At 69.7% G+C, this 17,903-nt stretch carries 20 protein-coding genes, 1 tRNA gene and 1 riboswitch; of the genes, 9 read left to right on the top strand and 12 right to left on the bottom strand.

The genetic code is table 11. From position 1 onward, the window contains the following. Positions 1-15 precede the first annotated feature (15 nt). On the top strand, positions 16-1,014 hold the full coding sequence (locus tag JAO84_RS12880) for an SEC-C metal-binding domain-containing protein (RefSeq protein ID WP_370412994.1): 999 nt from the start codon (positions 16-18) through the stop codon (positions 1,012-1,014). A gap of 11 nt (positions 1,015-1,025) precedes the next feature. Here the strand turns inward: JAO84_RS12880 and JAO84_RS12885 are convergent, their stop codons facing one another. Further along, entirely contained in the window at positions 1,026-2,141 is a 1,116-nt protein-coding gene (locus JAO84_RS12885) for an MrcB family domain-containing protein (protein WP_370412995.1), read from the bottom strand. Positions 2,142-2,211: 70 nt separating this feature from the next. Further along, a complete protein-coding gene (locus JAO84_RS12890) occupies positions 2,212-2,853 on the bottom strand; it encodes an ATP-binding protein (RefSeq protein WP_265869147.1) in 642 nt (213 codons plus the stop codon). Positions 2,854-3,022: 169 nt separating this feature from the next. Here JAO84_RS12890 and JAO84_RS12895 point away from each other — a divergent pair, with 169 nt between their 5' ends. The 5 genes from JAO84_RS12895 to JAO84_RS12915 all read left to right on the top strand — a co-directional run bounded on the left by JAO84_RS12895 (position 3,023) and on the right by JAO84_RS12915 (position 7,312). Further along, the gene (locus JAO84_RS12895) at positions 3,023-3,868 is read left to right on the top strand and encodes a helix-turn-helix domain-containing protein (protein WP_370412996.1); all 846 of its coding nucleotides are present in this window, start codon (positions 3,023-3,025) and stop codon (positions 3,866-3,868) included. Next, positions 3,868-4,098 carry a DUF397 domain-containing protein gene (locus JAO84_RS12900; RefSeq protein WP_265869054.1) on the top strand — a complete coding sequence of 77 codons (231 nt, stop codon included), beginning with the start codon at positions 3,868-3,870 and terminating at the stop codon, positions 4,096-4,098. The genes JAO84_RS12895 and JAO84_RS12900 overlap by 1 nt, the downstream gene beginning before the upstream one ends. A 184-nt stretch (positions 4,099-4,282) precedes the next feature. Then, positions 4,283-5,092, top strand: a complete 810-nt coding sequence (locus tag JAO84_RS12905; protein WP_265869055.1) for a DUF6551 family protein — start codon at positions 4,283-4,285, stop codon at positions 5,090-5,092. 749 nt (positions 5,093-5,841) lie between these two features. After that, positions 5,842-6,378 carry a hypothetical protein gene (locus JAO84_RS12910; RefSeq protein ID WP_370412997.1) on the top strand — a complete coding sequence of 179 codons (537 nt, stop codon included), beginning with the start codon at positions 5,842-5,844 and terminating at the stop codon, positions 6,376-6,378. A gap of 625 nt (positions 6,379-7,003) precedes the next feature. Further along, positions 7,004-7,312, top strand: a complete 309-nt coding sequence (locus JAO84_RS12915) for a hypothetical protein (RefSeq protein WP_370412998.1) — start codon at positions 7,004-7,006, stop codon at positions 7,310-7,312. Between the two features lie 3 nt (positions 7,313-7,315). Here the strand turns inward: JAO84_RS12915 and JAO84_RS12920 are convergent, their stop codons facing one another. The 4 genes from JAO84_RS12920 to JAO84_RS12935 form a co-directional block, all read right to left on the bottom strand. Further along, positions 7,316-8,584 carry a DUF445 domain-containing protein gene (locus JAO84_RS12920; protein ID WP_370412999.1) on the bottom strand — a complete coding sequence of 423 codons (1,269 nt, stop codon included), beginning with the start codon at positions 8,582-8,584 and terminating at the stop codon, positions 7,316-7,318. 29 nt (positions 8,585-8,613) lie between these two features. Continuing rightward, positions 8,614-9,597, bottom strand: a complete 984-nt coding sequence (locus JAO84_RS12925) for an ATP-binding cassette domain-containing protein (protein ID WP_370413000.1) — start codon at positions 9,595-9,597, stop codon at positions 8,614-8,616. 16 nt (positions 9,598-9,613) lie between these two features. Further along, positions 9,614-10,402 carry an ABC transporter permease gene (locus JAO84_RS12930; RefSeq protein WP_370416747.1) on the bottom strand — a complete coding sequence of 263 codons (789 nt, stop codon included), beginning with the start codon at positions 10,400-10,402 and terminating at the stop codon, positions 9,614-9,616. A 118-nt stretch (positions 10,403-10,520) separates the two neighbouring features. Next, entirely contained in the window at positions 10,521-11,333 is an 813-nt protein-coding gene (locus JAO84_RS12935) for an ABC transporter permease (RefSeq protein WP_370413001.1), read from the bottom strand. A gap of 165 nt (positions 11,334-11,498) precedes the next feature. Between JAO84_RS12935 and JAO84_RS12940 the strand changes: the two genes are divergently transcribed. Then, positions 11,499-13,907 (top strand): transglycosylase domain-containing protein, encoded by a 2,409-nt coding sequence (locus JAO84_RS12940; RefSeq protein ID WP_370413002.1) that lies wholly within the window; start codon positions 11,499-11,501, stop codon positions 13,905-13,907. On the opposite strand, the gene JAO84_RS12945 is transcribed toward JAO84_RS12940, so the two are convergent. The 3 genes from JAO84_RS12945 to JAO84_RS12955 all read right to left on the bottom strand — a co-directional run bounded on the left by JAO84_RS12945 (position 13,885) and on the right by JAO84_RS12955 (position 15,073). Then, positions 13,885-14,205, bottom strand: coding sequence for a multidrug efflux SMR transporter (locus JAO84_RS12945; protein WP_265869062.1), 321 nt, complete (start codon positions 14,203-14,205; stop codon positions 13,885-13,887). The genes JAO84_RS12940 and JAO84_RS12945 overlap by 23 nt on opposite strands. A gap of 35 nt (positions 14,206-14,240) precedes the next feature. Next, positions 14,241-14,306, bottom strand: a riboswitch (guanidine-III (ykkC-III) riboswitch). Between the two features lie 87 nt (positions 14,307-14,393). Beyond that, on the bottom strand, positions 14,394-14,729 hold the full coding sequence (locus tag JAO84_RS12950; RefSeq protein ID WP_265869063.1) for a co-chaperone GroES: 336 nt from the start codon (positions 14,727-14,729) through the stop codon (positions 14,394-14,396). A 23-nt stretch (positions 14,730-14,752) separates the two neighbouring features. After that, positions 14,753-15,073, bottom strand: coding sequence for a DUF3618 domain-containing protein (locus JAO84_RS12955; protein ID WP_265869064.1), 321 nt, complete (start codon positions 15,071-15,073; stop codon positions 14,753-14,755). 188 nt (positions 15,074-15,261) lie between these two features. Between JAO84_RS12955 and bcp the strand changes: the two genes are divergently transcribed. Together bcp and JAO84_RS12965 are read left to right on the top strand one after the other, a co-directional pair. Beyond that, positions 15,262-15,735, top strand: a complete 474-nt coding sequence (gene bcp, locus JAO84_RS12960) for a thioredoxin-dependent thiol peroxidase (RefSeq protein WP_265869065.1) — start codon at positions 15,262-15,264, stop codon at positions 15,733-15,735. Between the two features lie 55 nt (positions 15,736-15,790). After that, positions 15,791-15,874: transfer RNA gene (locus JAO84_RS12965), tRNA-Leu, on the top strand. A 38-nt stretch (positions 15,875-15,912) separates the two neighbouring features. Here the strand turns inward: JAO84_RS12965 and rdgB are convergent. From rdgB to rph, 3 genes are all read right to left on the bottom strand, one after another. Next, entirely contained in the window at positions 15,913-16,524 is a 612-nt protein-coding gene (rdgB, locus tag JAO84_RS12970) for an RdgB/HAM1 family non-canonical purine NTP pyrophosphatase (RefSeq protein WP_370413003.1), read from the bottom strand. A gap of 41 nt (positions 16,525-16,565) precedes the next feature. Then, on the bottom strand, positions 16,566-16,952 hold the full coding sequence (locus JAO84_RS12975) for a hypothetical protein (RefSeq protein ID WP_370413004.1): 387 nt from the start codon (positions 16,950-16,952) through the stop codon (positions 16,566-16,568). Positions 16,953-17,082: 130 nt separating this feature from the next. After that, positions 17,083-17,814, bottom strand: coding sequence for a ribonuclease PH (gene rph, locus JAO84_RS12980; protein WP_370413005.1), 732 nt, complete (start codon positions 17,812-17,814; stop codon positions 17,083-17,085). Positions 17,815-17,903 lie beyond the last annotated feature (89 nt).

The raw sequence follows: 17,903 nt of genomic DNA on the forward strand, positions 1-17,903 counted from the left end.
CAGTACGGTGAGGACATGCGCCCCGACACGCCTGCCGACCACACCACCGAAGCCGAGCGTCTGCTCCGCACCGCGGGGCAGTACCCGGAGGACCGCGAACCGCTGCTGCTGCGCGCCGCCGCCCACCTGGAACTGGCGGGCGAGCGGGAGCGGGCGACGACCCTGTACGACGACCTGCTCGCCGCCGAGCCGGGGAACCCCCTCCTCATCAGGTCGCTGAAGGCGTCGAACCTGTGGGAGTACGGCCACGAGGCCGAGGCCCGCGCGATCATCGACGGCGTCCGGCGCGCCCGCCCGGAGGAGCCGGCGCCGTGGGAGATCGTGGCGGAGACGCTGGAGGCCCACGACGAGCTGGAGGAGGCGGAGGCGGCCTTCTCGGAGGCGGCCGGGATGCTGGTGCTGCCGGGCGAGGAGACCTCCTACGGGTTGCAGTCTCTGTTGTCGGGCCGCCACCGGGTGCGCCGGATGCTGGCCCTCCCGCACGACGCGTGGGACACCCTCGCGGACCGCCTCCACACGGCGGAGGTCCCGCTGGACGAACTGCACGACCCGAAGCGCCTGTGGTCCCTCGGCTCCTCGGACCCGGCCGAGCTCCAGGCCGAGATCACCCGCCTCCGCTCGGAACTGGGCTCCTACCGCACGGCCCTCTCCCGCCCCTTCCCGGTCGCCGTCCTCCACTGGCCGGAACCGGAACTCGACGAGCTCCTCGCGGCCTACCCCGAGCTGGAGGCCGAGTACCCCACCTACACGGCCCACCTCACCGACATCGAGGCCTCCCTCCGCGAACTCGCCGCCTCCGGCACCCCCAACCTCGGCATCGTCCCGGCCACGGTCCCCTCCTACGAGGCCTTCGCCGCCTCGGAATCCTCCACCCCCGCCAACCCCGCCCTCCTCCCCCAATACACCACCACCCTCGCCGCCCGCGGCCGCGCCACCCCCTGGCCCCCTGCCCGCACGGCCCCCTGCTGGTGCGGCTCGGGGCGGACGTACGGGGACTGCCACGGCGCGGACTAGCCGACGCTCGGCTACTCCGACGTCATGCCCCACTCACGTGCCTTGGGGGAGCCGTCCCAGCCCGAACCGTCTCGCCAAATCGAGGCGATTCCCTGCTCCTCCAGGTACGGGGCATAGGCGCCGATCGCTTCGGAGAAGAGCCCTATGAGGAAGGGTGTGGGGCACCCCAGATAGAGGAAGTGGCGATACTCGTAGAGTTGCCCGACAGCCTCACGCACCGCCTGGGTCGGATTCCCATTGCGCACCACCTTCGCTTCGACCAGCCATTCCTCACCCGATGCCTCGGTAGCACGGTGTGAACGCAGCACAAGGTCCTTCGGGTGCTGAAGTAGCGTGATCGGCTCGTACCCGCGCTCCGATACATAGAGACCGAAGTCTCTGATGAGCTCCTCGTGGCTGCGCTGCTTAACCTGCTGCCGAGCCTTGATCTGCGCCACGTAAGCGCTGCCGTCCTTCGGCCGGAAGTTGGCCAGCGGATCCACTATCGGCTGGGCAACGTGGCTGCCCGGTTCGTAGTACATCTCCAAGGCTTCGGGAGCATCGCTCCCCCACCACACGCGATCTGCCTCTTCCACGCGCCGAAGGGACTCGATGCCGATCAGAAGGTCTTCCATCAGCGTGACATCGCTGGGGAGGGCGGCAGTGTCGTACACCTTGGCAATCACGCTCGCGGCCTCATACGCCTTAGGGCGGGCCGCATGGTCCCTGAGTTCCGGCTCGTCTATCCAGCCCTGCCGTTCCTGCCTCCGCACGGCCCGGCGAAGCCGCGCCGCGTGCCGCCGGAGGTGGTCTTCGCGGGCTCGGCCTCTTCCCAGCCGCTCCTCCAGCCAGGTAATGCCCTGCTGCAATGTCAGCGTCACGTTTTTCAGATCGGCGCTGAAGATGTAGGCGAGGTACAGCCCCTTCTTGGGATCGCGGTGACCCTCCTGGTCGAAGACGCCAATCCACGGAGTCGCGGCCGGTGTCGTCTGCCCTCCGTGTCCCTCCGCCTTGAAGCCCAGCGGCAGCGCGAGATCGGTACGACTCGCGACCTTCCGCAGAACCTGCTGCCCCTTCACATCTCGTCCGGAGCCGGCCGTGCGGTCGTATGTGCTCGCGACCTCGCTGAGCAAGTCTCGAATCCCCATGCGGGGAATCTAGATCAGGAGATCGCGGCGCACACCGGGATTCGTCCCACCTCGTCACATCACGTGCCACTCAGAGGCCGGATTCGAATCTCGTCTGCGCCATGTCCAGTACGTCATCAGCGTCGTAGCCATGTGCGCCCATCCAGTGGAGCAGGTCCACGATCACGTCGATCGCGGCGTCTTTGGCCACGGCGACGGAGAGCCGACTAGCGTTCACCGCTCGCGGGGACGCGACAGCCCCATAGAGGGAGATCATGGCCTCCGCTCGCGTGACACGCATGCCGCCCGCGTGGCCATTGGGCGTGGTGAGATCAGTGGCGATCTCACACCAGGTCACCTTTCGATCCGACCCGAGCAGCACTCCCCAGCGGTCAGCCATCGCGTCCACAAGCGCCATCCCTCGCCCCGACTCAGCCTCCGGACCGGCGGCGATCACTGTCGGCAGCGCCCGGCAGTCCGGGTCGCGCACTTCGATCCGAAGGTACGTGCCGTTCATGGCGAGCCGGAGCGACGTCGGCGTGCCAGGCCCCACATGCCGGATCACGTTCGTGACCAGTTCACTCACGCAGAGCTGGGCCACTCCCACCTGCCGTGGCAGCCCCCATGCTTTCAAGTGGAGCCGCACGATACGTCGCAGCGCGGCTACTTCCTGCGCCTCCGCCAAGAACGGAAGCTCCCACGGCTGCCGCACCATGCATCCTGCCTCGATCACCAATGCCTCCCGCTCCGATGCCCTCTCGATGACAGATCGTGACGAGCCAATATCATTGCGTTGCACATCCCGCCATGCAATGTGCACGACGGGATTCCCACGATCGAGCGATTGGCAGTCCTCGCTCTGGTGCGCAGACTGAACATCCGCTAGCGAGAAGGGGACTGAGATGGCTGGTTCACCCACCGCCCGCCGCCGCCGACTGTCGATCGAGCTGAAGAAGCTCCGCGAGACAAGCGGCTTCACCTGCGCCCAGGTTGGTGCGGCCCTCGACTGGAGCGGCTCCAAGGTCAACCGCATGGAGACGGGTACGGGCCGCGTCCAACCTTCTGACGTCGACGCGCTCTGCCGCTTCTACGGTGTGGAGGACGAGCTACGCGAGTTCCTCAAATCGCTTGCGAAACAAGCGAAGACGAAGGGTTGGTGGCAAGCCCACGGCAACGGCGTCCCCGCCTGGTTCTCGATCTACATCGGCCTAGAGCAGGACGCTTCCACGTTCCGCCAGTACCAGAACGAGTTCGTTCCCGGCCTCATGCAGACCCCCGCGTACGCCGCTGAACTGCACCGCGCGACCAATCAGATGTCCGACGAGGACATCAACCACGCCGTGAGTGTCCGGATGGAACGCCAGACGCGCCTCCAGTCACCGAGTGCGCCGGACACTTGGTTCGTGGTGCACGAAGGTGCACTGCGCTCCTTCATTGGTGATGAGGCTGTCATGCGCGAGCAGCTTGAGAAGGTGCTGGAGATGACTGAACTCCCCAGCGTCACCCTGCAGGTCCTGCCCTTCGACGCTGGCCCGTACCCCGCCACCGGCACCTTCACGATGCTGGGCTTCCCCGATCCAGAGGATCCAGACATCGTGTACCGAGATGGCATCACAGATGCCATCTACCTGGAGGGAGCCGAGGAGGTACGTGCGTACAACAGGGCCTTCGACAATCTGCGCGCCGCCGCGGCAAGCCCCCACCGCTCAACCCACCTCATCACGACTCTACTGAAGGGCTACACGTAATGAGCAGTTCCACTCCGGCAACGCCCAACCGCAACGAGTGGTTCAAGTCCTCCTACAGCAATGGCTCTGGGGGCGAGTGCGTGGAGTGCTCCCGAACCGAGGACGGAACTCTTATACGAGACTCCAAGCGACCGGAAGGGCCGGCGCTGGCTGTACGTAGGGGCGCGTGGAGCGTCTTCATCGAAGGCGTCTCCTCGCCTTGGCGCACAGGGGTGCAGGCGAGGCCATAGGAACCCCATACGGCACAAAGCCAGTAGTACGATCAACAGTTGTTGAAACTGAGCACTAGTCAACTCCCTGGGAGGCAAACGTGACTACTGCCCCGACCACCATCCAGGGCCGCACACGCACCCTGCTCGCCTTCTCCCTCGGCTGAAGCTGCTCAGAAGTCAAGATCACGAAAGTAGGTTGGGCATGTCCTCGGTCAGCCACACCGTTACCTACGGCGTCCAGATACCGGTGCAGAAGCTGTTTGTTGACTACGACGTGCAGCGCGAGCCTGACAGGAGGCGCGCGAAGAAGATCGCTGAGGCCTTCGACGAGAACAAGCTCGGTTCCATCATCGTCTCCGACCGTGGGGACGGCACCTTCCACATCATCGACGGGCAGCACCGTTGGCTCGCCGCGAAGGAAGCCGAGCACCCGTACCTGCACGCGGACGTACACACCGGACTGGAACGGGCTCAGGAAGCCGACATGTTCCTGGCCAAGAACCGCGACAGCAAGAAGCCCAGTGCCTTCGACGAGCACAAGAACGGGGTCGCCGCCGGGCACAGCCCGTATGTCGAGGCCGAGGCAGTGCTGAAGAAGCACAACCTGACCGCTGGCAGCAGCTCCGCCAACCAGTTCGGCGCGATCACCAAGGCGCACGCGCTGGTCAAGCAGTTCGGACCTGACGTTCTCGACCGCGCGCTGACCGTCGCCGAGAACGCCTGGGGACGCTCCCGGTTTACCTGGGAAGGCGTCATCATCCATGGTCTCGGGCTCATCATCGGGCGCCATCCGGAGTTGATCGACGACAAGCGGATGGCCCAGCGACTCGCCTCCACAAGTACAGCGGAAGGTATGAAGGGCAGGATCACGACGGCGGCCACGGGTGGCGGGACCCGGCATGACGGAACGGGCGGGCGGGCGACCGCCGCCTACTGGGTCATGGTCACCGTCTGGGACACCGGCCTCCCCAAGACCTCGGCGAAGCGGATTCGCAAGGCTGAGGAGTTCTAACAACCGGAGGTAGCTGGCGACACCCGCCTCGCTCAGGCACCGGGGCCACCCACTCACCCGCCAAGCGGGCTTCTGGTACGGCCGCCCTCACTCCGAGTGTGGCCCCCTCCACCACCGCGTCAAGGGCGCTCCCTGCGGTCGCGTCGCAGGCGATGGGCTGCGCCCACCCTTGACCCGGTGCCTCCGGGCGCCTTTAACCACTCGGAGGGCGGCCGGGGGCCCGGCCACGCGGATAGGCCCGGATATCGGCCGGCCGCCGTAGGCGAGTGGCAGGCCGGTGGCGGGTGGGCCCGGATATCGCTCCCGAGCAGAGGGATCCCTCGGGCCGGTGGGTGGGGGCCCAGTTCGCGGCCGGAGCCGGTGGGACGCCGTCCCCCGGTCAGGGGTGCGCGGAAGTGGATTGGTTAGCCGGGCCTGGTTCGGCGGCCGACTGCTGGCACGGAATGAGCCCGTGCGACGGATGGTGCGCTGGCGGCCCGGCACGGCGGCCCCAAGTGCACACCTCCATCCCGAGCGCCGAAGGAGTGAACTCCGGTGACTGCAGAGGCGCTTCGAGTGGCTTCCCGTGCGGCTTTGGCACGGAAGAGGCTCACCCAGGGGGCGTACGTCATCAGGGTGCGGCGCGTGAAGGGCTTCCGAACTCGGCCTCGGGGAGCAATCCGTGGGATTCCCCTGAACCTCCGGCTCGCCGCCGACTACCGTACGGACATGCCGCGTTACCCACCGCGGTCACACGAGGAGGAGTCCCTGTGCCATCTCCCTGTCACCCCCGGCACGCTCCCGTCGGCGACGTGGGCACCGCGCTCATGATGATCGACTCTCAGCTCACGGCCATCCACAACGGCAAGGACGGAACCGACCCTGAACAACGGTCGTGGGTCGCCCAGGTCGCGTCCTCCCTGGGTCCCGGGGGAGTCGATGACGTGCTGGACGGTGCGTGCACTCTCATCTACATGTTCATGCAGTGGCTGCGGATGGCCTACGAGGAGCACGACAAGGACGTCATCGAGTACGTCGTGCCCAACCTCGTGGGCACCATGCGCATGATGCCCAAGAGCGTCCGGCCCGAGGCCATCCCCACCATGGCCGGCCTCCTCGTCGCCGCGGGCACCGGCCTCAGCCCCAACCTTTGGCGCAAGCAGTACGGAGACTGGACCAAGGAGGAGCTGACTCCCCTCGAAGCCACCGCCCTTCTGCTCGCGGAGCACATCAACCGCCTCACCGACGACCCCGACTTCGCCACCCGTATGGTCACCGAGGCCCTGCCCAGGTCACTCGAAGACTGACGTTCCACTGCCGTGCACCCCGACCCGGCCGAGCAAAGTCGGCAATCCGCAGCCGAAATGGGGCGGGTACGAACTCCTGTGACTTCAGAGGCGGCCACGGGGCCCAAGGGCTCGCGTGAGCGGGGTTTGCATCACCCACCGGCCGTGACCAGCAGGGCATGAGTCCCGGCCGAAGGCGGGCGTCTGCCGCCGGGCTGGGGCCAGCCGTCCCAATCCACTTCCGCGCACCCCCAACCGGCGGGATGCGGTCTCCCGGCCCCTGCCACAAACCGAGCCCCCACCCCGCCGGGCAGCAGAAGCTCTCTCCGTCCGGAGCGATACCCGGGCTCATCCACCACCGGCCCGCCGTCCGCCCACGGCGGCCGGCCGATACCCGGCACCCCGCGCGGCCCGCTCCCCCGGCCGCCCTCCGAGTGGTCAAAGGCTCCCGGAGGCGCCGGGTCAAGGGTGGCCGCAGGCCATCGCTTGCGACGCGACCGAAGGGAGCGCCCTTGACGCGGTGGTGGAGGGGGCCACACTCGGAGAGAGGGCGGCCGCACCAGAAGCACACGCAGGAACCTCGTACCTTGGGCCTCTCGTTAGGCTCGTGAGTACGAAAGACCTTGCCGACTGATTGGACCCCGTCATGCCCAGCGCCCGCACCCTCTCCCCCGTTGTCGCCGCCGCCGGGCTTGTCGGGGGGTATGCCGTGGCGCGGTGGACCAAGAAGCGGCCGTTGGGTGGGGTTGTGCTGGCGGTGGCGGGTGGGGTGGCGGCGCGGGAGTGGCAGCAGGTGGCTGGGGGGAAGGTGGCGGCTGGGCTGACGGCGGCCTATGTGGGGGCGTTCGCCGGGTCTCATCCGCTTGCGAAGAAGATCGGGGCGTGGCCCGCCGTGTTCTCCGTGGCTGCCGGCATGGCCGGGGCCGCGTACGCGGTGACCCGTAACGCCGAGTGAGGCTCAGCCGCCCAGCGCGTGGCTGATCGTGTAGATCAGGAGGCCGGCCAGGGCGCCCACCACCGTGCCGTTGATGCGGATGAATTGGAGGTCGCGGCCGATGTTGGCCTCGATCTTCTTAGAGGTCTGGGTGGCGTCCCAGCCGGCGACCGTGTCGGTGATCAGGGAGGTGATCTCGGCGCGGTAGGTGGTGACGACGTAGGCGGCGGCGTCCTCCGCCCAGCCCTCGACCTTCGCCTGGAGGCGGGAGTCGGTCGAGAGGCGGGTGCCCAGGGAGATGAGGGAGGCGCGGGCGCGGCGGCGGAGTTGGCTCTGGTCGTCCTCGGCCGCGGCCAGGATCAGGGCGCGGACCGAGGACCAGGCGGAGGCGATGACGTCCTGGACCTCCGGGCGGGCCAGGAGTTCGGACTTCAGGCGCTCCACGCGGGCCCGGGTGTCGGTGTCGCCCTGGAGGTCGGCGGCGAAGTCCGTGAGGAAGCGGTCGATCGCGCCGCGCGCTGGGTGGCCCGGCATGTCGCGCATCTCGGTCACGAAGCGGAGCAGCTCCTTGTAGACCCGCTCGCCGATCCTGCGGTCCACGAAGCGCGGGGTCCAGCCGGGCGCGCCGCCCTCGATGGCCTCCATCACCGAGTCGCGGTGGGTGATCAGCCAGTCGTGGCCGCGGGCGCAGACGAGGTCGACGGCGCGGTGGTGGGAGCCGTCGGCGACCATCCGTTCCAGGGTCTTGCCGAGGCCGGGGCCGATCTCCGCCGCCTCCGCCCGCCGGGTGATCGCCTCACCCACGACCGCCTGCACGTCGGAGTCGCGCAGCACCGTCAGCGCGCCGCGCAGGGCCGCGGCCAGTTCGGAGGTGACGCGGTCCGCGTGCGCCGGGTCCGCGAGCCAGAGGCCGAGGCGGCGGGCGATACCGAAGCCGCGCAGCCTGCCCCGTACGACATCGGCGGAGAGGAAGTTCTCTCCGACGAAGGAGCCGAGCGAGGCGCCCAACTGGTCCTTCTTCGTCGGGATGATCGCGGTGTGCGGGATGGGAAGCCCCAGCGGACGCCGGAACAGCGCCGTGACCGCGAACCAGTCCGCCAGCGCGCCCACCATGCCGGCCTCCGCCGCCGCCGCGACATAGCCCGCCCAGGCACCCGCGTCGGACGACTTCGCCCAGGTCGCCAGGGCGTAGATCGTCGCGACGAGAGCAAGGAGGCCCGTCGCCAGCGCCTTCATACGGCGGACGCCCCTGCTCTTCTCCTCGTCCGCCGCCGTGTACGTGAAGCTCACCATCGCACCATCACCCTCACCACCCCACCTCCTTACCTGACAGACTCCCCGGCCGCACGTGGAGTTCCTCCGGTCCCTCCGTACATCTTCGCGATCACCGACTCGATGTCGGGCTCCCGCACCGACAGGTCCACCAGCGGATACGCGGCGGCCACCGCCGCGACCACCGGCGCCGCCGACGCGGAGGCGGGCAGCGCGAGCCACTGGCGCGGGCCCTCCGCCCGTACGAAACGGGCGCCCGGCACCTCGATCGGGGCGGTCTCCCGGGCCAGGTCGACCACCAGGCTGCGCTCGCTCTCCCCCGCCTCGTGCAGGCCGGCGAGCCCCCCGTCGTACATCAGGCGCCCGTGGTCGATGACCATCACCCGCGAGCACAGCTGCTCGATGTCGGTGAGGTCGTGGGTGGTGAGCAGCACGGTCGTGCCGCGCGTCGCGTTCAGCTCGCGCAGGAACTCGCGGACCTTCGCCTTCGACACGACGTCGAGGCCGATCGTCGGCTCGTCGAGGTACAGCACGTCCGGGTCGTGCAGCAGCGCCGCCGCGATGTCGCCGCGCATCCGCTGCCCGAGGGACAGCTGCCGTACGGGTACGTCGAGCAGCTCGCCGAGGTCCAGGAGGTCCACGCAGCGGGCCAGGTTCTCGGCGAAGCGGGTGTCGGGGATCCGGTACATCCGGTGGACGAGCGCGTACGAGTCGCGCAGCGGCAGGTCCCACCACAGCGTGGTGCGCTGGCCGAAGACCACGCCGATACGGTGCGCGAGTCGGGTCCGGTCCCGCGAGGGGTCGATTCCGGCCACCCGCAGCCGGCCGCCGCTGGGGGTGAGGATGCCGGTGAGCATCTTGATGGTGGTGGACTTCCCGGCGCCGTTCGGGCCGATGTAGCCGACCATCTCCCCCTTCCCGATCCCGAACGAGATGCCGTCGACGGCCCTGACCTCGCGTTTCTCGCGGCGGAGCAGTCCGGCCCGCTTCCTGATCGTGAAGGTCTTCTCCAGGGCTTCCACCTCGATGAACATCCGCCTCAGCTTCCCCTCAGCTTCCCGTCGATCGGTACGCCCGCAGGCCGGTCCGCCACGCCAGGCCCGCCACCGCACAGCACACGCCCGCCACCAGCGGCGACGCGAACGCCGCGCCCGCCGGCACGCCGTCCGGTGCCGGGCGGCCCAGCACGTACAGCGCGGGCAGCCAGTTCACGAAGGCGAGCGGTACGACGTAGACGACGCCCCGCACCAGGTCCTGGGCGAAGATCGTCGGCGGGAACTGGAGCAGGTTGTTGCCGCCGTACGTGAAGGAGTTGGTCACCTCCGCCGCGTCCTGCGCCCAGAACAGCACCGAGGCCCCGATCACCATCACCGCCCCGAAGATCACCGCGCCGCTCACCAGCATCACCGGCACGAGCAGCACCTTCAGCGGCGTCCAGGCCACGAGCGAGGACTGCGCGAGCAGCACCAGGCTCCAGATCAGGACGATCAGGCCCTGGGTGACCCGCCCCAGGCGGCGCAGCCCGAAGCGGTCCGCCGCGACCTGCGCGAGGACCGGGGCCGGGCGCAGCAGGAAGGTGTCGAAGGAGCCGTCGCGCACCCGCTTGCCCATCCGCGGCAGCGAGCCCATCACCAGGTCGGCGAGGCCGAAGGAGGTCGCGGTCGTCCCGTACAGGAACGCCACCTCGGGGAAGGAGAAGCCGCCGAGGGCGCGCACCTGACCGAACATCAGGAGGATCACGACGAGGTCGAAGAAGGTGACGACGAGGTTGGAGAGGAGGGTCAGCGCGAAGGACGCCCGGTAGGTGAGGGTGGAGCGGATCCACATGGCCGCGACCATCCGGTACGTACGCCAGGACGCCCCGACCCGGCCCACCGGCCCCGCACCCGTATCCGCACCCGCCGAAGGCGCCACCCCCACCCCCGCACCCGCACCCGCACCCGTCTCCGTCTCCGTCTCAGCCACCCTGCACCACCACCTTCCGCGTCGCCGCCGTCTGCACCAGCCGCCCCGCAGCGAGCAGCACCACCGCCCAGCAGGCCTGGAAGGCGTACGCGCCGAGCAGTGCCCAGCCCTCGTACCGGCCCAGGTAGACGTCGGCCGGCACCTGGAGCAGCGAGGCCCAGGGCAGCAGGCGGGCGATCTCGCCGAGGGTGCCGGGGAAGACGTTCAGCGGGAGGAGCATCCCGGAGAAGAACAGGCCGCCGAGCCAGGCCACCTGGACCACGCCCTGGCCGTCGAGCAGCCAGAAGGCGCTCATCGCGACCAGGTACCAGAGCGCGAAGCTGACGATCGAGCCGAGCGTGACGGCGAGGAGGAAGGCGAGCCAGGTGCCGGGGCCGGCCGGGAGGGTGAAGTCGAAGACGAGGGAGCCGAAGAGCATGGGGAGGACGCCGCGGCCGAGCAACTGGTAGGCGGAGCGGCCGAGATTGGCCGAGAACCACCAGGCCTGGAGGTCGGCGGGGCGGTAGAGGTCGACGGCGATGTCGCCGGTCCTGATCCGTTCGATCAGCTCGTCCTCGAAGCCGCCGCCCATCAGTCCGCAGACGGTGATGAGGCCCTGGCCGAGCCACACATAGGCGAGGGCGTCGGCCTGGGTGTAGCCGCCGAGGGCGGGACGGGCGTCCCACAGGGCCATATAGGTGTACGACAGGATGAAGCCGAAGACGGTGTTGGTGAACACGCCCGCCGCGGTGGCCACCCGATAGGTGGCATGGCGCCGGAAGCCACCCGCCGCCACGGTGCCGTAGAGCCGTAACACGTGCCCCATCCCCGTCCCCCCTTCCCACCGGCGCCCGCACGCGCCCGCATCCGCATGCATCCGTTCGCACCAAAGCGCCCGACCTTAGTGGGACCCGAGGAGCGCAGTCGAGTCGTTTTGCGGACTTCCGGCGCCGCGCGTGCAGGATGTAGTGTTATGTCCCCTTCATCCGGTATGCCCACCAGTGCGGCGGGCGAGACCCTGCCGTCGGAACCGGAGGCCTGGGAGCCCCGCGACCCGACCCTCCCACCGCGCCCCGACCAGGCCCGCGCACGCCGTCCCCGCCGTCCCCGCCGCCTCCGCCGCTTCCTCCGGCGCCTGTTCGGCCTCGCCGCGCTCGGCGTGCTGCTCCTGCTCGGCGGGCTCGTCGCCGGCTACCTCCTCGTGGACGTACCGGCCGCCAACGCCACCGCCGTCGCCCAGTCCAACCTCTTCCTCTACCGCGACGGAACCCAGCTCGCCCGGGACGGCGAGGTCGACCGCGAGAACGTGAGCCTGGCCCGCGTCCCGCTCGGCGTACAGCGCGCCGTGCTCGCCGCCGAGGACCGCGACTTCCACACCTCGCAGGCCGTCGACCCGCGCGCGATGGTCCGCGCCACCTGGAACACCCTCACCGGCAAGGGCCGCCAGTCCGGCTCCACCATCACCCAGCAGTACGTCAAGAACTACTACCTGGGCCAGGAACAGACCCTCACCCGCAAGGCGAAGGAGTTCTTCATCGCGCTCAAGCTGGGCCGCGAGAAGAGCAAGGACGAGATCCTCGAGGGCTATCTGAACACCAGTTACTTCGGGCGCAACGCGTACGGCGTGCAGGCCGCCGCCCGCGCCTACTACGGCAAGGACGCCCACGCCCTGTCCACCGCCGAGGGCGCGTACCTCGCTTCCCTGCTCAACTCCCCCAACGCGTACGACGTGACCGAGCACCCCGAGAACCGCGACCGGGTGCTCGCCCGCTGGCGCTACGTCCTGGACGGCATGGTCACCGAGGGCTGGCTCTCCCGGGCCGCCCGCGCCGCCGCCGTCTTCCCCGACCCGCAGCCGGCCCGCGCCTCCGCCGGTCTGTCCGGACAGCGCGGCTATCTGGTGCAGGCCGTCCGGCAGTACCTCACCGAGCACGGCATCGTCGACGAGAAGACGCTGGCCGCCGGCGGCTTCCGGATCACCACGACCCTGGAGCGCGCCAAGCAGGACGCCTTCGTGAAGGCCGTCGAGGAGAGCGTGACGGCGAAGCTGGACCCGCGGCACAACCCCACCGACCGGTTCGTACGGGTCGGGGGCGCGGCCGTCGAACCGGGCTCCGGCCGGATCGTGGCGATCTATGGCGGCATCGACTACACCCGGCAGTTCGTCAACAACGCCACCCGCCGCGACTACCAGGTCGGCTCGACCTTCAAGCCCTTCGTGCTCGCCTCCGCCCTGCAGAACGGGGCACAGACCCAGGAGGGCGAGCGGATCACCCCCAACACCGTGTACGACGGGGACAACCGGCGCCCGGTGCAGGGCTGGAACGGGGCGTACTACGACCCGGCGAACGAGGACGACGAGAGCTTCGGCCCGATCAGCGTCCGGACGGCCACCGACCGCTCCGTCAACGCGGTGTACGCGCAGATGGCGGTGGACGTCGGCCCGGCCCGGGTGCGCGACACCGCCGTGACGCTCGGCCTGCCGGCCCGCACCCCCGACCTCACCGCCACGCCGTCCATCGCGCTCGGCCCGGCCACCGCGAGCGTCCTGGACCTCGCGCAGGCGTACGCGACGCTCGCGAACCACGGCCGGCACGCCCCGTACACGCTGGTCGAGAAGGTCTCCCGGGACGGCGAGGAGCTGGACCTTCCGGGGTCGGGGTCGGAGCCGGAGGGCCGTCAGGTGCTGTCCCGCGAGGTCGCCGACACCACGACCTCGGTGCTGCGCAGCGTGGTGCGCGAGGGCACGGGCACGGCGGCGCTGGCGGCCGGGCGGCCCGCGGCGGGCAAGACGGGCACGGCGGAGGACGACAAGGCGGCCTGGTTCGCCGGCTTCACGCCGGAGCTCGCGACCGTCGTCGCGATGATGGGCCAGGACCCGGAGACGGGCCGGCAGCTGCCGCTGTACGGGGCGCTCGGCCGGCCGCGGATCAACGGGGGCGGGGAGCCCGCGGAGATCTGGGCCCGGTTCACGCGGGACGCGCTCGCCGGGGTGCCGGCGAAGGAGTTCGACCTGCGGCTGATGGAGGGCGCGGAGGAGCTGCCGCTGGAGTCGCCGCCGGCGGACTTCTCCGGTGATCCGTACGGGGCGGGGCAGGGGTACGAGGGGCCCCAGCGTCACCGCGGGAAGGCGCCGGTCACGCCGCACGTACCGCGCCCGGCGGTACGGGAGCGGGGCGCCGAGCCCGTACGGCCGGAGCCCGTGCGGCCCGCGCAGCCTCCCCGGCAGGCGCCGCAGCCCCTCCAGGCGCCGCCCGCGCCGCAGCCCGAGCCCGAGCCCGTACCCGTAACACCGACCGAGGCACCCGTGGCGCCGGCGCCCGTCGATACGGGTGCGCCTGGGACGCCCATGACAGCCGTGGCACCGGCCAGTGACGTCAGTGGCCCGACGTCGCCTTGAGGCCGACCACCGCCACCAGCAGCAGACAGACGAAGAAGATCCGGGCGGCGGTCGCCGGCTCGCCGAGCACCACCATGCCGAGCACCGCCGCACCGGCCGCGCCGATGCCGACCCAGACGCCGTAGGCCGTACCGATGGGGAGGGACTTGGTGGCCTGGGCGAGCAGCACCATGGAGGCGATGATCCCGGCGACCGTGAAGACGCTCGGCCAGAGGCGGGTGAAGCCCTCGGTGTACTTCATGCCGATGGACCAGCCGACTTCGAGCAGACCGGCGAGGACGAGAAGGACCCAGGCCATGACGACGAACACCTCCGCGAGACGGAATCAACAGGGGTGCGTCGTCTTGTCGTGAACCCGGTACGGCGCGTCTCGTCGGGGTGCTTCCACCGTAGCAAAGAACAGGCAAAGGCCCTGGTGACACCGGTCACCAGGGCCTTGCGCCATCCGGGCTACAGCAGCTCTCGCAGGAGCTCTTGCAGCAGCATTTACAAGTACAGGCCGGTCGAGTCCGCGCTCTGGAAACGGTCCGCCGCCACCGCGTGCAGATCGCGCTCGCGCATCAGCACATAGGCCACGCCCCGCACCTCGACCTCGGCCCGGTCCTCGGGGTCGTACAGGACCCGGTCGCCGATCTCCACGGTGCGGACGTTCTGCCCGACCGCGACGACCTCCGCCCAGGCCAGGCGCCGCCCGACCGCCGCGGTCGCCGGGATCAGGATGCCGCCGCCCGACCGCCGCTCCCCCTCGGGGGTGTCGGTCCGGACCAGGATCCGGTCGTGGAGCATCCGGATGGGCAGCTTGTCGTGGGTGTTCTCGCTCACGGGAACGAACCTACCGGCCCGGCTCAGTCCTTGTGCCGCCGGGAGGAGCTCACCAGGAGCCCGATGACGGCGACGGCGACGACCGCCACCGGCACCACGCGCTCCAGGCGCGGCGCGCCGTCGTCATGGGTGAAGCGGGCCTTCACGTCCGAGACGACCCGGTTGACGGCCACGAACGCGCGGCCGGCGGTGTGGTCGACCTGGGCGGCGACCTTCGCCTTCGCATCCCCGATGATCGTCTTCGGGTGCATCCGAATGCCGATCTCGTCGAGAGTGACGGCGAGCTGCTCGCGCCGGCGGACGATGTCCGCCTCGATCTGCGCAGGGGTCCTGGCGTCCGACACCGAGCTGCCTCCGTAGTGGTGTTTCCGGTCTTGTGTTCCGGCCGTGTGTTCCGGTCGTGTTCTCAGTCGTGCTTTCCGGGGTGTTCCGGTCGTTGACAGACAGTCTGTCAGCTTCCCCCGCCGCGGGTTGTCCCCGACCCCCATTAGGCTCTCATCGCGTAAGCGAGTTTTCCCGAGGAGAGCCAGCCATGAGCGAGCGACTGCAGCCCGGCGACACCGCCCCCGCCTTCACCCTCCCCGACGCGGACGGCACCGAGGTCTCCCTCGCGGACCACCTGGGCCGCAAGGTCATCGTCTACTTCTACCCGGCCGCGCTGACCCCCGGCTGCACCAAGCAGGCGTGCGACTTCACCGACAACCTCGACCTGCTGGCCGGCGCGGGCTACGACGTCATCGGCGTCTCCCCCGACAAGCCGGAGAAGCTGGCGAAGTTCCGCGAGAAGGAGAACCTCAAGGTCACCCTGGTCGGCGACCCGGACAAGAAGATCCTGGAGGCGTACGGCGCCTTCGGCGAGAAGAAGCTCTACGGCAAGACCGTGACGGGCGTGATCCGCTCGACGATCGTCGTGGACGAGGAGGGCAAGGTCGAGCGCGCCCTCTACAACGTGAAGGCCACCGGCCACGTCGCCAAGATCCTCAAGGACCTGAAGATCGAGGCCTGACCCGACGGCGGTCTGTGAGCAGGGCTGCCCGGCCAGTAGCATGACCGGGCAGCGAGCGGCCGTGGTGGAATTGGCAGTCACGCTGGGTTTAGGTCCCAGTGGGGTAATACCCGTGGGGGTTCGAGTCCCCCCGGCCGCACTTACGACACCTGCGTCGGGTCACGACACCTGCGCCGGTCACGACTCCGGCGACAGCAGCTCCCGCACCACCGGCACCAGCGCCCGGAACGCCTGGCCGCGGTGGCTGATCGCGTTCTTCTCGGCCGGGGTGAGTTCGGCGCAGGTCACGTCGTGGCCCTCGGGCTGGAGGATCGGGTCGTAGCCGAAGCCGTTGGTGCCGGTGGGCTCGTGGCGGAGGGTGCCGGGGAGGCGGCCTTCGACGACGCGTTCCGTGCCGTCCGGGAGGGCGAGGGCCGCCGCGCAGGCGAAGTGGGCGCCGCGGTGGGCGTCGTCGATGTCGGCGAGCTGGGCGAGGAGCAGGTTGAGGTTGGCCTTGTCGTCGCCGTGGGTGCCGGCCCAGCGGGCGGAGAAGATGCCGGGGGCGCCGTTCAGGACGTCGACGCAGAGGCCGGAGTCGTCGGCGACGGCGGGCAGGCCGGTGGCCTGGGCCAGGGCGTGGGCCTTGAGCAGGGCGTTCTCGGCGAAGGTGACGCCGGTTTCCTTGACGTCGGGGATCTCGGGGTACGCGTCCGCGCCGACGAGTTCGAGGTCGAGGCCTGCGTCGGCGAGGATCGCGTGGAGTTCGGTGATCTTGCCCGCGTTGCGGGTGGCGAGGATCAGACGGGTCATGCCCCGATTATCCGGGCCTCCGCGGACGGACCACGCACGGTCTAGCCGGGGGTGCAGACCTTGCCGACCTCGGTGGCCGCGTCGGTGATCGGCTTGATGTCGGGCGTGGTGTCGCCGTTCTTCACGGCCGTACGGACGGATTCGACGCCCTTGGTGAGGTCGTCCACGGCCTTGGACAGGTCCGCGTTGTCCGTCGTGTTCTTGAGGTTGCCCAGCTCGGTGTCGATGCTGTTGAGGGCTTCCTCGATCTGCGTCGGGTCGTTGGAGGCGTTGCTCACGGCCTGCGAGAGCTTGTCGACGGAGGTCGCGATGGCATCGGCCGTCTTGATGCAGTCCGCGGCCTTGTCGAGCGCTCCGCAGCCGGTCAGGCCGGTGACGGCGATGGCGACGGTGGCGGCGGCGAGGGCTATGGTGCTGCGGCGCTTCACGTTCGGGTCCTCCCCCTACATACGTACGGACACGTACTGACGTACAGACATGGACGGGGCGCACGGTTTCGACCCGTGCGCCCGTGTCGTAAAGGACGCGGTGGCGTCCCGCAGAGTTCCTGACGGGTTCCTACAGCGTTCCTTCGAGGGCCTTGCGCTGGATCTCGGCGAGTTCGGCGCAGCCGCCGGAGGCGAGGTCGAGGAGGGCGTTGAGCTCCTTGCGGTCGAAGGGCTCGGCCTCGGCGGTGCCCTGGACCTCGACGAAGCGGCCGTCGCCGGTGCAGACGACGTTCATGTCGGTGTCGGCGCGCACGTCCTCCTCGTAGCAGAGGTCGAGGAGCGGGGTGCCGTCGACGATGCCGACGGAGACGGCGGCGACGGTGCCGGTGAGCGGCTTGCGGCCGGCCTTGATCAGCTTCTTGGCCTGGGCCCAGGCGACGGCGTCGGCGAGGGCGACGTAGGCGCCGGTGATGGCGGCGGTGCGGGTGCCGCCGTCGGCCTGGAGGACGTCGCAGTCGAGGACGATGGTGTTCTCGCCGAGCGCCTTGTAGTCGATGACGGCGCGCAGCGAGCGGCCGATGAGGCGGGAGATCTCGTGGGTGCGGCCGCCGATCTTGCCGCGGACGGATTCGCGGTCGCCGCGGGTGTTGGTGGCGCGCGGGAGCATGGAGTACTCGCCGGTGACCCAGCCTTCGCCGCTGCCCTTGCGCCAGCGGGGGACGCCTTCGGTGACGGAGGCGGTGCAGAAGACCTTGGTGTCGCCGAAGGAGATGAGGACGGATCCCTCGGCGTGCTTGCTCCATCCGCGTTCGATGGTGACGGGGCGGAGCTGTTCGGGCGTACGGCCGTCGATACGAGACATGGAATGAGCGTAGCCCCATGCGGAAGGGGCCCGTTCCCCTGCCGGAACGGGCCCCTCCTGCCGACGTCGGCCGGTCTCGGTGCCGGCCG

It is taken from the genome of Streptomyces fradiae (assembly GCF_041270065.1).
Classification (GTDB): domain Bacteria; phylum Actinomycetota; class Actinomycetes; order Streptomycetales; family Streptomycetaceae; genus Streptomyces.